11 protein-coding genes are annotated in these 12,222 nt (G+C 74.5%); 1 reads left to right on the forward strand and 10 read right to left on the reverse strand.

Features of this window, described 5'->3' with window-relative positions; translation table 11 throughout:
• Positions 1-17: 17 nt before the first annotated feature.
• From OG422_RS05305 to OG422_RS05330, 6 genes are read right to left on the reverse strand one after another with little or no spacing between them, the layout of a single operon-like run.
• A complete protein-coding gene (locus OG422_RS05305) occupies positions 18-1,022 on the reverse strand; it encodes an aldo/keto reductase (protein ID WP_405740220.1) in 1,005 nt (334 codons plus the stop codon).
• A 16-nt stretch (positions 1,023-1,038) separates the two neighbouring features.
• Positions 1,039-2,073, reverse strand: a complete 1,035-nt coding sequence (locus tag OG422_RS05310) for an ABC transporter permease (RefSeq protein WP_405740223.1) — start codon at positions 2,071-2,073, stop codon at positions 1,039-1,041.
• A complete protein-coding gene (locus OG422_RS05315; RefSeq protein WP_405740226.1) occupies positions 2,070-3,830 on the reverse strand; it encodes a sugar ABC transporter ATP-binding protein in 1,761 nt (586 codons plus the stop codon). Before OG422_RS05315 ends, OG422_RS05310 begins: the two co-directional genes overlap by 4 nt.
• A complete protein-coding gene (locus OG422_RS05320; RefSeq protein WP_405740229.1) occupies positions 3,827-4,855 on the reverse strand; it encodes a sugar ABC transporter substrate-binding protein in 1,029 nt (342 codons plus the stop codon). The genes OG422_RS05315 and OG422_RS05320 overlap by 4 nt, the downstream gene beginning before the upstream one ends.
• A gap of 31 nt (positions 4,856-4,886) precedes the next feature.
• Entirely contained in the window at positions 4,887-5,669 is a 783-nt protein-coding gene (locus tag OG422_RS05325; protein WP_405740232.1) for an SDR family NAD(P)-dependent oxidoreductase, read from the reverse strand.
• Positions 5,666-7,006 (reverse strand): enolase C-terminal domain-like protein, encoded by a 1,341-nt coding sequence (locus OG422_RS05330; RefSeq protein WP_405740234.1) that lies wholly within the window; start codon positions 7,004-7,006, stop codon positions 5,666-5,668. Before OG422_RS05330 ends, OG422_RS05325 begins: the two co-directional genes overlap by 4 nt.
• 317 nt (positions 7,007-7,323) lie before the next feature.
• Between OG422_RS05330 and OG422_RS05335 the strand changes: the two genes are divergently transcribed.
• On the forward strand, positions 7,324-8,283 hold the full coding sequence (locus tag OG422_RS05335) for a PAC2 family protein (protein ID WP_251076398.1): 960 nt from the start codon (positions 7,324-7,326) through the stop codon (positions 8,281-8,283).
• A 128-nt stretch (positions 8,284-8,411) separates the two neighbouring features.
• Here the strand turns inward: OG422_RS05335 and mshC are convergent, their stop codons facing one another.
• The 4 genes from mshC to OG422_RS05355 form a co-directional block, all read right to left on the reverse strand.
• Entirely contained in the window at positions 8,412-9,641 is a 1,230-nt protein-coding gene (gene mshC, locus OG422_RS05340; RefSeq protein ID WP_384597664.1) for a cysteine--1-D-myo-inosityl 2-amino-2-deoxy-alpha-D-glucopyranoside ligase, read from the reverse strand.
• Positions 9,642-9,802: 161 nt separating this feature from the next.
• On the reverse strand, positions 9,803-10,777 hold the full coding sequence (locus OG422_RS05345; protein ID WP_405740239.1) for an SCO1664 family protein: 975 nt from the start codon (positions 10,775-10,777) through the stop codon (positions 9,803-9,805).
• A 5-nt stretch (positions 10,778-10,782) separates the two neighbouring features.
• The gene (locus tag OG422_RS05350; protein ID WP_405740242.1) at positions 10,783-11,373 is read right to left on the reverse strand and encodes a DUF3090 domain-containing protein; all 591 of its coding nucleotides are present in this window, start codon (positions 11,371-11,373) and stop codon (positions 10,783-10,785) included.
• A 137-nt stretch (positions 11,374-11,510) separates the two neighbouring features.
• The gene (locus OG422_RS05355; protein WP_405740244.1) at positions 11,511-12,209 is read right to left on the reverse strand and encodes a histidine phosphatase family protein; all 699 of its coding nucleotides are present in this window, start codon (positions 12,207-12,209) and stop codon (positions 11,511-11,513) included.
• Positions 12,210-12,222 lie beyond the last annotated feature (13 nt).

Genomic DNA, 12,222 nt, shown 5'->3' on the forward strand with positions numbered 1-12,222 from the left:
GGCCCCCGGGCGGCGGTTCAGGGCGCGGCGGTCGGCAGCGGTACGTCGGGGGCGAGCAGCCCGCGGTCGACGAGGGCGGGCCAGAGCGCGTCCGGGATGTCGTGGCCGAAGAGCGCGGCGTTCTCGGTGGCCTCCCGGGCGCCCGCCGCGCCGACGACCACCCCGGCGACCGCCGGATGGCCGAACGGGAAGCGGAGCGCCGCCGCCTTGAGCGGGACGCCGAACGTGGCGCAGACGGCGGCGAGTTCGCGGGCGCGGGCGACCAGGTGCGGCGGGGCGGGCGCGTAGTCGTACGGGGCGCCGGGCGACGGGTCGGCGAGCAGGCCGGAGTTGTAGACGCCGCCGACGACGACGGAGGTGCCGCGGCGGGCGCAGACCGGCAGCAGATCGTCGAGGGCGGTGCGCTCCAGGAGCGTCCAGCGCCCGGCGCAGAGCACCACGTCCACGTCGAGGTCGGCGACCAGCCGGGCCAGGACGTCGCTGTGGTTCATGCCGAAGCCGATGGCGCCGACCCGGCCCTCGGCGCGGAGTTCGGCGAGCGCCGGGTAGCCGGTGGCGTACACCTCGGGCAGATGGTGTTCGACGTCGTGCAGATAGACGATGTCGACGGTGTCGGTGCCGAGGCGTGCCAGGGAGGCGTCGAGGGTGGCGCGGATGCCGTCGCGGGTGAAGTCCCAGGTCCGGGCGCGGGCGGGGGTGGCGACGAACCCCTCCCCCGCGGGCGTCTCCCCCGGTGCGAGCGGTCGCAGGCGGCGGCCGGCCTTGGTGGCGAGGGTGTACCCGGCGCGGTCGTGGCCGCGCAGCGCCCGGCCGAGGCGTTCCTCGGCGAGGCCGACGCCGTAGTGCGGCGCGGTGTCGAAGTGGGCGACGCCCGCGGCGAGGGCGGCGCGGACGGTGGCCAGGGCGTCGTCCTCGGTCAGGGCGCGGTAGAGGTTGCCGAGCGGGGCGCAGCCGAGGCCGAGCGGCGGGACGGTGACGGCGGACCGGCCGAGCCGGCGCGGGCCGCGGGGCGGTGGGGTCATGGCGTCCGGCTCCTCGTCAGTCCTGTTTCCCGCCGCCGGCGAACCGGGAGATGACCAGCGCGACGATGATGATCGCGCCGTTGAGGAACTGCGTCCACAGCGGCGGCACCCCGGCCAGCGTCATCACGTTGATGACGAGTTGGAGGGTGAGGACGCCGGTCAGCGCGCCGAAGAGGGTGCCGCGGCCGCCCTTGAGGCTGATGCCGCCGATCACCGCGGCGGCGAAGACCTGGAAGATCCAGCCGTTGCCCTGGCTCGCCGAGACCGCGCCGTAGTGGCCGGTGTAGAGGATCCCGGCGAACGCGGCGAGGAGTCCGCCGACGGCGAGGACGATCCAGGTGAGCCGGTCGACGCGGATCCCGGCCGCGCGGGCCGCCTCCGGGTTGCCGCCGACCGCGTACAGCGCCCGGCCGTGCCGCAGGTAGCCGAGGGCGGCGCCCCCGGCGGCGAAGAGGGCGAGGCAGATCCAGACGGCTGCGGGGACGCCCAGCCAGGTGGCGCCGCCGAGGTAGGCGAAGGACGGCGGGACGTCGCCGATGGAGCGGCCCTCGGAGAGCCCGACCTGGAGGCCGCGGAGCGCGGTGAGCATGCCGAGGGTGGCGATGAAGCCGTTGACGCGGAGGGTGAGGATGAGGAAGCCGTTGACGGTGCCGATCGCGGCGCCGACGGCGAGGCAGAGCGGCACGGCGGTCCAGGCGGGCAGCAGCTCCAGGCCCGTGAAACGGTCGCCGTGCGCGGGCATCACCAGCCACAGCGCGACCACCGGCGCCAGCCCGATAGTCGACTCCAGCGAGAGGTCCATCCGGCCGCTGATGAGGATCAGCGCCTCGCCGAGGACGAGCAGGCCGAGTTCGGTGGACTGCTGGACGACGCCGACGAGGTTGTCGCGGGTGAGGAAGGCGGGCGAGACGATGAAGCCGATCACGCCCAGCACGAGGATCACCGGGACGAGCGAGAAGTCCCGCCAGCGGCCCGGTCGCACGGTGCGGGCGCGGGGCGCGGAGGACGGCGTCGTCGCCCCGGCGTCGGGCGGCACTGCGGTCTCGGTCATGGCGCGGTTCCTTCCGTTGCGTCGGGGCGGGCGGCGGGGGCGACCGGGTCACCGACCGGGGGCGCGGCCGGACGGACGGGCGGACCGGCGGGCGGCGCGGCGGCGCCGTGCGCGGGGCGTCCGCCCGGGGTTTCGACGGCCGCGTCCGGTGGCACCATGCCCTCCATCGCCGCGACCAGCTCCCCGTCGCGCCATCCGGCGGCGAACTCCCCGGTCACCCGGCCGCGGAAGAGCGTCAGGACCCGGTCGCAGATCCGCAGGTCGTCCAGTTCGTCGGAGACGATCAGCGCGCAGGCGCCCGCGTCCGCGACCCGCCGTACGGTGTCGAGCAGCGCCTCCTTGGACTTGATGTCGACGCCGTTGGTGGGGCGTACGGCGACGAGCACCCGGGGCTCGCGGGCCAGGGCGCGCGCGATGACGACCTTCTGCTGATTGCCGCCGGAGAGTCCGGTCACCGGCGCGGCGGGTCCGGCCGCCTTGATGTCCAGCGTGGTGATCATCCGCCGGGCGAACTCCCGGGCCCGGGACGGCAGCACGGTGCCGCCCGGGCCCAGCTGGTCGCCCACGGTCAGGGTGACGTTCTCGGCGACGCTGCGGGTGGCGATCAGCCCCTCGCGGTGCCGGTCCTCCGGTACGTAGCCGATCCCGGCGGCCAGGGCGTGCGGGACGGAGCCGGCGCGGACCGGGCGGCCGCCGACCGTGATCCGGCCGCCGCCGGGGGCCCGCAGCCCGGCCAGCGTCTCGGCGAGGGCGGTGGCCCCGCTCCCGGCGGCGCCCGCCAGGCCGACCACCTCCCCGGCGCGTACGGCCAGATCGGCGGGGGCGAAGTGGCCGTCCAGGGCGAGGCGTTCGGTGCGCAGCACCTCGGGGCCGGGCGGGCCGGACGGCGGACGGTGGGCGGCGGTGCCCGGCCGCTCCCCCGTCATCGCCTCGACGAGTGCGTCCCGGGACAGCCCGGCGACGGGCGCGGTCAGCACCCGGCGGGCGTCCCGGAGCACGGTGACGGTGTCACACAGCTCGTGGACCTCCTGGAGGTGGTGCGAGATGAAGAGGAAGGCGACGCCCCGGGCGCGCAGGGCGCGCAGCTCGGTGAAGAGCCGGTCGATTCCGGCGGCGTCGAGGCGGGCGGTCGGCTCGTCGAGGACGATCAGCCGGGCGCCGTGCGTCAGGGCGCGGGCGATCTCCACGAACTGCCGCTGCTCGACGCCGAGTTCGCGGATCCGGGCGGCCGGGTCGACGTCGACGCCGTACTCCGCCAGCACCTCGCGGGCGCGGGCGCGCAGGGCCCGCCAGCGGATGCGGCCGCGCGGGAGGTGGCCCAGGTGGAGGTTTTCCGCGACGGTCAGGTCCGGGACGGTCATCGACCGCTGGTGGACGCAGGCCACCCGGCGTTGCCAGGCCGCGGCGTCACCGAAGCGGGGCGCCGCCCGCCCGGCGAAGCTGACGGTGCCGGTATCCGGCCGCACCAGCCCGGTGAGGACCGACACCAGGGTGGACTTCCCGGCGCCGTTGCGGCCGACGAGGGCGTGGGCCTCGCCGGGCCGGACGGTCAGCCGGACGCCGTCGAGGGCGAGGGTCGGGCCGAAGCGTTTGCGGATGCCTTCGGCGTGGAGGGCGGGCGGGGCGCCGGGGTTGCCGGGGCCGGTGCGTGCACCGGGCGGCCTCCCGGCGTGCGGCCCGGCACCGTCGTCGGGGCCGGGCCCGGAAGGGCCGCCGGACGTGGTGCGCTCCCCCGGCGGCCCGCCCCGCCCCCTCATTTCTTCTCCCGCTGATTGGCCCAGAGCGCCCGGTCGTCGACGTTCTCCTTGGTGACGAGGGGTGCCGGAAGCTGGTCCTCCAGGCCGTTCGGGATCTTCACGATGGTGGAGCCGTGGCCGGTCGGGCCGGGCCGGAACGTCTTCTTCGCCAGGGCGGCGCGCGCGTAGAAGAGGGCGTACTGCGCGTAGAGGTCGGCGGGCTGGGAGAGGGTGGCGTCGATCTGCCCGGCGCGGATGGCGGCGAGTTCGTCGGGGATGCCGTCGTTGGAGATGACGGTGAGGTGGCCGGGGGTGCCCGCGGGCCGAAGGCGCTTCTCCTGCTTCAGGAGGGCGAGGACGGGCTGGAGGAAGGCGCCCCCGGCCTGGAGGTAGAGCCCGTCGAGGCCCGGGTGCTGGGCCAGCAGGCTCTGGAGCTTGGCGGAGGCGACCTCGCCCTTCCAGTCGGTGGCCAGCTCGTGCACGGTGATGCCCGGGTACTTCTTCTTCATGCAGGCGGCGAACGCCTCGGAGCGGTCGCGTCCGTTGACGGAGCTGAGGTCGCCCTGGAGTTCGGCGACCCGGCCGTGCCCGCCGAGCTTGCGGCCGAGGTAGTCGCAGGACTTCTCGCCGTACGCGCGGTTGTCGGCCCGTACGACCATGTAGACGGCGCCCTTGTCGGGGCGGGTGTCGACGCTGACGACGGGGATCTTCTTCGCCGCCAGGCGTTGCAGGGCGGTGGTGACCGCGCCGGTGTCCTGCGGGGCCATGACGACGGCCCTGGCGCCCTGGTCGGTGAGGGCCTGGACGTTGGAGACGACCTTCGCGACGTCGTTCTGGGAGGTGGACAGGGGCAGCGCGGGGACGCCGTCGCGGTCGATGTCATGTTCCAGATAGCGCTGGTAGGAGCTCCAGAAGTCGGTGTCGGTGCGCGGTATGTCGATGCCGATCCGCCCGGCCGTGGCGTCGCTGCCGCGGTTGCAGCCGGTGAGTGCGGCGGTGGCCAGCAGCGCGGCGCAGGCCAGCGCGCCGGTCGTACGCGGTCCCATGCTCATTCCTCCGTCGTGCGGTCGCGGGTGGTCAGGTGGCGGGGCGCGGGCGCAGGCCCTGCATGCCGCCGTCGACGGCGAGCGCGGTGCCGGTGATGCCGGAGGCGCCCGGCGAGGCGAGGTGGACGATGGCGGCGGCGACCTCCTCCGCCGTCACCAGCCGGCCCATCGGCTGGCGGGCGCAGAGCGCGGCGCGTTCAACCTCCGGGTCGTCGGCGAGGTCCAGCAGGCGGCCGACCCAGGGGGTGTCCGCGGTGCCGGGGTTGACGCAGTTGACCCGGATGCCGTCGCGGAGGAGGTCGGCGGCCATCGCCAGGGTCAGCGAGAGGACCGCGCCCTTGCTGGCGCTGTAGAGGGCGCGCTGCGGCAGCCCGGCGGTGGCCGCGATGGAGCAGGTGTGGGTGAGCGAGACCCGGCCCGGTGCGGTGGCGGCGGCGCGGCGCAGCCAGGGCAGCGCGGCGCGGGCGGTGCGCACCAGACCGAGGACATTGACGTCCAGCACCCGCGCCCACTCGGCGTCGTCGTTGTCCTCGACGGTGCCGACGGCGCCGATCCCGGCGTTGCCGACGACGGTGTGCAGCGCGCCGCCGACCGCGTCCACCGCCTCGTCGACGGCGGCGCGGACCGCCTCGTCCGAGGTGACGTCGGCGGTGACGCGGACCGCGCCGTCCGGGGCGCCGGACGGGTCGCGGTCGAGGACGGCAACGCGGGCGCCGCGCGCCAGCAGCAGCGCGGCGGTGGCCGCGCCGATGCCGGAGCCGCCGCCGGTGACGAGGGCGCCCTGTCCGGCGAAGTCGGCCGGTGCGCGGTTCATGCGGTGACCTCCTGGGTGCCGTGTGGTCCGGGGGCGCGGCGGGCGCGCCAGACCGGGCCGTCGGGGAAGCGGTGGGCGGTGAGCGAGGCGGGCTTCATCCGGGCGGAGAACCCGGGCGCGGCCGGGGCCCGGTAGCGGCCGCGTTCGACGACGACGGGGTCGGTGAAGTGCTCATGTAGGTGGTCGACGTACTCGATGACGCGGTCCTCCCAACTCCCGGACACCGCCACGTAGTCGAACATCGCGAGGTGCTGGACCAGCTCGCACAGGCCGACGCCCCCGGCGTGCGGGCAGACCGGCACGCCGTACTTGGCGGCGAGCAGCAGGATCGCGAGGTTGTCGTTGACCCCGGCGACCCGGGCCGCGTCGATCTGCACGATGTCGACGGCCCCGGCCTGGAGCAGCTGTTTGAACACCACGCGGTTGGCGGCGTGTTCACCGGTGGCGACCTTCACCGGCTGCCCGGCGCGCACCGCGGCGTGGCCGAGGATGTCGTCGGGGCTGGTGGGCTCCTCGATCCAGTACGGCGCGTACGGGGCGAGCGCGGTCATCCAGCGGACGGCCTCGGGCACGTCCCAGCGCTGGTTGGCGTCGACGGCGATCCGTACCGCCGGTCCGACGGCCGCGCGGGCCAGCCGCATCCGGCGCAGATCGTCGCCGAGGTCCGCGCCGACCTTGAGCTTGATCTGCCCGAAGCCGTCGGCGACCGCCTCCTCGGCGAGCCGCACCAGCTTCCCGTCGTCGTAGCCGAGCCACCCCGGGGACGTGGTGTACGCGGGGTAGCCCTCGGCTCTCAGGCGGGCGGTGCGGGCGGCCCGGCCGGGCTCCGCGGCGCGCAGGATCGCCAGCGCCTCGCCGGGCGTGAGGGCGTCGGTGAGGTAGCGGAAGTCGACGAGCGCGACCAACTCGGCGGGGGTCATGGTGGCCAGGAACTCCCAGACCGGCAGCCCGGCGCGGGTCGCCGCCAGGTCCCAGGCGGCGTTGACGACCGCCCCCGCCGCCATGTGCATCACGCCCTTCTCCGGGCCGAGCCAGCGCAGCGGCGAATCGTGGGTGAGGGTGCGGTGCAGCGCGCCGAGCGCGTCCGCGGTGAGCGGCGCGGGGTGGCCGACGACGTACGGCGCGAGGGCACGGATCGCCTCGGCCATCACATCGTTGCCGCGGCCGATGGTGAAGCAGAAGCCGTGGCCGGGCGGGCCGCCGGAGGTCCGCAGGACGGCATAGGCGGCGGAGTAGTCGGGGTCGGGGTTCATCGCGTCCGAACCGTCGAGCTGTTCCGAGGTGGGGAAGCGGACGTCGTGGACCTCCAGCTCCGTGACGGTGTCGGTGACGGCCATGCGCACGCCCCTCGGGTTGTGGTGGCGGGAACACACAGGAGCAGGAAGCTGAGAAGAACAGAGGAGCTCGGAGGAGATCGGAGGAGATCGGACCTTTCACGGTCATCCGATGTATAGCGCCGCCCGCGCGGCACCGTCCAGACCCCGTACGGAAGTGGCTCGAAGACCTTTCCGAACACCTCGGATGAATGGGCACCCATTCGTGCACAGGGGCTGCGGACGGGCGCCGCGGACCCCGTAGGCTGGGGAGCGCACGCAAGGAAACGGGGTGCCGGCAGCCGCCGAGCGGCGGACGACCGGCCGGAAGGAGGCGCTGGGTGATCGAGCTGGAGGGTGTTCCCGACCTGATCGACCCGGTGATGGTGGCCGCGTTCGAAGGCTGGAACGACGCCGGCGACGCCGCCTCCGCCGCGGTCGCTCATCTGCACCGGGAATGGCAGGGCAAGGTCTTCGCGGCGCTCGACGCCGAGGACTACTACGACTTCCAGGTCAACCGCCCGACCGTCTTCCTGGAGGACGGCGTCCGCAAGGTCACCTGGCCCACCACGCGGCTGTCCGTCGTCCGCGTCGACGACGCCGACGGCAAGGGCCGCCGCCGCGATCTGGTGCTGGTCCGCGGTATCGAGCCGAGCATGCGCTGGCGCTCGTTCTGCAACGAGATCCTCGGCTTCGCGCACGAGCTGGGCGTGGAGATGCTGGTGGTGCTGGGCGCGCTGCTCGGCGACACCCCGCACACCCGGCCGGTGCCGGTCAGCGGCGTCACCTCGGACACCGACCTCGCCACCCGCATGGATCTGGAGGAGTCCCGCTACGAGGGCCCCACCGGCATCGTCGGCATCCTCCAGGAGGCGTGCACCCACGCGGGGGTGCCCGTCGTCAGCCTCTGGGCCGCGGTGCCGCACTACGTCTCCCAGCCGCCCAACCCGAAGGCCAGCCTGGCGCTGCTCAACCGCCTGGAGGACCTGCTCGGCATCCGCATCCCGCAGGGCGAGCTGACCGAGGACGCCCGCGCCTGGCAGCTGGGCGTGGACCAGCTGGCGGCCGAGGACAGCGAGGTCGCCGAGTACGTCCAGACGCTGGAGGAGGCGCGGGACACCGCGGATCTGCCGGAGGCGTCCGGGGAAGCCATCGCCCGGGAATTCGAGCGCTATCTGCGCCGCCGGGACCCGCAGCCCGACCCCGACCGCGCCCGGCCCCGGCTCCCCAAGGAGTCCCGGGACCCGACGGACGCCGGAGCCGACCCGTCGGACGGGCCGGAGGCCGACGGCGGGAGGTAACCGCTCACGGACGGGCGGGGCCGGGGCGTTCCCGGTCCCGCCCGTCCGCGTTCCCGGCCCCGGGCTTCCCCCGTACGCGAAAGGGGCGCCCCCGCCGATGCGGAGACGCCCCGAGAACCGGTGATCCGTTACAGCGCGACGCCCAGCAGCGCGTCCACCGTCCGCGAGACCAGACCCGGCGCGCCCTCGTCGCTGCCGCCGCCGGACTCCTGCGCGGCGGCCCAGCGGTCGACGGCCGCCAGCGCCGCGGGCGAGTCCAGGTCGTCGGCGAGCGCCGTACGGACCTCCTCCAGCAGCGCCTCGGCGGGCGGGCCGTCGGGGCGGGAGACGGCGGCGCGCCAGCGCGCCAGCCGGTCCACGGCCTCCGCCAGCACCGCGTCGGTCCACTCCCAGTCGCTGCGGTAGTGGTGGGAGAGGAGCGCCAGCCGGATCGCCGCCGGGTCGACGCCGTCGCGGCGCACCGCCGAGACGAAGACCAGATTGCCCTTGGACTTCGACATCTTCTCGCCGTCCAGCGCCACCATCCCGGCGTGGACGTACGCCTTGGCGAAGGGGTGCTCGCCGGTCAGCGCCTGGGCGTGCGAAGCGCCCATCTCGTGGTGCGGGAACGCCAGGTCGGAGCCGCCGCCCTGGACGTCGAAGCCCATGCCGAGGTGCTCCAGGGCGATGGCGACGCACTCGATGTGCCAGCCGGGGCGGCCGCGGCCCAGCGAGCCGCCGTCCCAGCTCGGCTCGCCGTCGCGGGCGGCCATCCACAGCATCGGGTCGAGCGGGTTCTTCTTGCCCTCCCGCTCCGGGTCGCCGCCGCGTTCGGCGGAGAGCAGCCGCATCGCCTCGGCGTCGAGTCCGGAGACCTCGCCGAAGTGCGGGTCGGAGGAGACGGAGAAGTAGATGTCACCGTCCAGTTCGTAGGCGGCGCCGTTGTCGCGGAGCCGTTCGACGAGCGGGACGATGCCGGGTATCGCCTCGACGGCTCCGATGTAGTGGCGGGGCGGGAGCATCCGCAGGGCCGTCATGTCCTCGCGGAACAGCGCGGTCTCGCGCTCGGCGAGCGCCGTCCAGTCGTCCCCGGTGGCGACGGCCCGCTCCAGCAGCGGATCGTCGACATCCGTGACGTTCTGCACGTAGTGAACCTGGCGCTTCGTGTCGAGCCACACGCGCTGAACCAGGTCGAACGCGTTGTAGGTCGCCGCGTGCCCCATGTGGGTGGCGTCGTACGGCGTGATGCCGCAGACGTAGATACGGGCGACGGGACCGGGGTCGAGGGTCACCCGTCCGCCGGTCGCGGTGGAGTGGATCCTCAGGTCGCGGCCCTGACCAGGCAGGGCGGGGACCTCAGAAGCGGGCCATGCATGCATGTCTTGAGACTAACCGGATGCTGGTTCCGCATACGAACCGGAGGGCCGGTATTGACCGGATAGGCGTTCTTGCGTTCGATACCGGAACGTGCATCAGGCGGCGGCCCGCGCCCCCCGCACGCCGCCTTCGGACCACCCGTGCGCCGAGGCCCGGCGCCGTGTCAGACCGGTGGCCAGGGGATCGGTGGCCAGTCGCCGCCGGGCTCGGGATGACGGCCGGATGCCAACAGGGCGGCCACCCGGGCGCGCAGCGCGGCGGTCTCGGCGGCGGTGAGGAGTTCGGCCAGTCGGGCGGCGAGCGGACGGCCCGCCGCCAGCTCGGCGCGCAGCCGCTCCAGCACCGTGACCGCCTCCTCGGGCAGCGGCTCCCCGGCCCACCCCCACAGCAGGGTGCGGAGCTTGGCGTCGGTGTGGAACGTCACGCCGTGGTCGATGGCGAAGAGCCGCCCGCCGGGCCCCGGAAGCAGATGGCCGCCCTTGCGGTCCCCGTTGTTGATGACCGCGTCGAGCACGGCCAGCCGCCGCAGCCGGGCGTCGTCGGCATGGACCAGCAGCGCCGGACGCCCCTGCCCGGTCTCCGCGAACCCGACCGCCTTCCAGCCCGGCCCCGGCTCGTCCGCCTCGACCAGCGCCAGCAGCGGCGGGATCTCCTCGCCGTCGGGCACCTCGATCCACCGCTGGACCATGCCGGGGCCGTACGGTCCCTCGCGCAGCACGGTGGCGGGGATCAGGCCCCAGCCCGTCGTCCGGGAGATCTCGTACGCGGCGGTCTCCCGCTGGGCGAGGTTGCCGTCGGGGAAGTCCCACAGCGGCCGTTCGCCCGCGACGGGCTTGTAGACGCAGTCGACGGTGCGGCCCTCGTGGGTGACGGTACAGAAGAGGACCGCGTTGGACGCCTCCTCGATACGGCCGCGGACGGTCAGCTCGCCCTCCTTCAGGAAGGCTTCCTGAAGGGTCTCATCGCTCAGGAAGGCTGCCTGAAAGGTCTCATCCCTCAGGGAGCCTTCCTGAACATCCTGGACCTCGTCGGCCTCGCGACCGGCGCCCCGCTCCTCGGCACCAGGCCGTTCCTCGGCCTCGGGCCGACCCGGCGGTGTCGCGGGGCCGGGGAGTACCGGTTCTGCGGTGGGTTCCATGGCGGTCAGGCGTCCCGCCGGTAGCCGTTCTGGCGCGGGCAGACGTGTCCCTCGGGGTCGAGCGGCAGGCTGCACAGCGGGCACGGCGGGCGCCCGGCGTTCACCACCTCCAAGGCGCGCTTGGCGAAGGCGCGCGCCATGGTGCCGGTCATCCGCACCCGCAGCATCGGCGGGCCGTTCTCGTCGTCCTGGAGCAGCCGCGCCTCAGCCTCGGCGAGGTCCTCCTCGCTGTCGGCATCCAGCTCGACCAGCGCCTGCGCCTCGATGATCATGCGCTCGTCCTCGCCGTCCCAGGCGAGCGCCATGGTGCCGACGCGGAACTCCTCCTCGACCGGCGTCTCCAACGGCGCGGTGTCGGCCAGCTCCGCGGGCGCGACGGCGGGCACCGGGGCGTTGCCGCCGCTGCGCCGCACCACCTCGTCCAGCAGCTCGTCGATCCGCTCGGCGAGCGCGGCGACCTGCGTCTTCTCCAGGGCGACACTGGTGGTCCGGCCGACCGCGGTGGCCTGGAGGAAGAAACTACGGCGGCCAGGCAGCCCGACCGTACCGGCCACGAAGCGGTCCGGCGCGTCGTAGAAGAACACCTGACGGGACAACGTCCTGCTCCGATTGCTCGACTGCGGGGCTGAGCGGTCGCTGCGGCCCCTGTGTTCAGTGCGGTCAGTGCGCTCACGGCACGGTTCGCAGAGGTGTCACGGGCAGCGCCGTCGCACCACCCTACTGCGCCCGCTGATCACGGTGCTCCCGCACCACCGCCCACGGCCGCCTCACCGCCGTCCCCGGCGCCCGCCGCGTCCGGCGGGGGCACCAGCCCGCCGAAGTCCCCGGTGTCCCCGAGCCGTACGAGGAAGGGCCGCAGCCGGGTGTAGCGGATCGCGGTGACCGAACAGGGCTCCACGGCGATGCGCTGGAAGAGGTCGAGGTGGAGGCCGAGCGCCTCGGCGACCAGCGCCTTGATGATGTCGCCGTGCGAGCACATCAGATACGTCGCATCCGGGCCGTGCGCCGCCTCGATCCGGGCGTTCCAGTCATGCACGGCGTCGGCCGCGCGCGCCTGCATGGCCCGCATCGACTCGCCCCCGGGGAAGGCGGCGGCCGACGGGTGGCGCTGCACGACCTCCATCAGCGGTTCGCCGCTCAGCTCGCCGAGCTTGCGGCCCGACCAGTCGCCGTAGTCGCATTCGTTGATGCGGTCCTCGGTGTGCAGCGGCAGCTCGGGGCGGGCCTCCAGCAGCGGGCGGAGCGTTTCGCGGCAGCGCTGGAGCGGGCTGGTGACGGCGGCGGCCAGCGGCACCCCCGCCAGCCGGCCGGGAAGCGCCGCGGCCTGCGCCGCGCCGCGGTCGTCGAGGGCGATTCCGGGAGTCCGGCCCGCGAGGACGCCGGAGGTGTTGGCGGTGGAGCGGCCGTGCCGCACCAGGATCAGCGTGGGCATGGCGGCCACCCTA

This window comes from Streptomyces sp. NBC_01525, from assembly GCF_045040405.1.
GTDB lineage: Bacteria > Actinomycetota > Actinomycetes > Streptomycetales > Streptomycetaceae > Streptomyces > Streptomyces benahoarensis.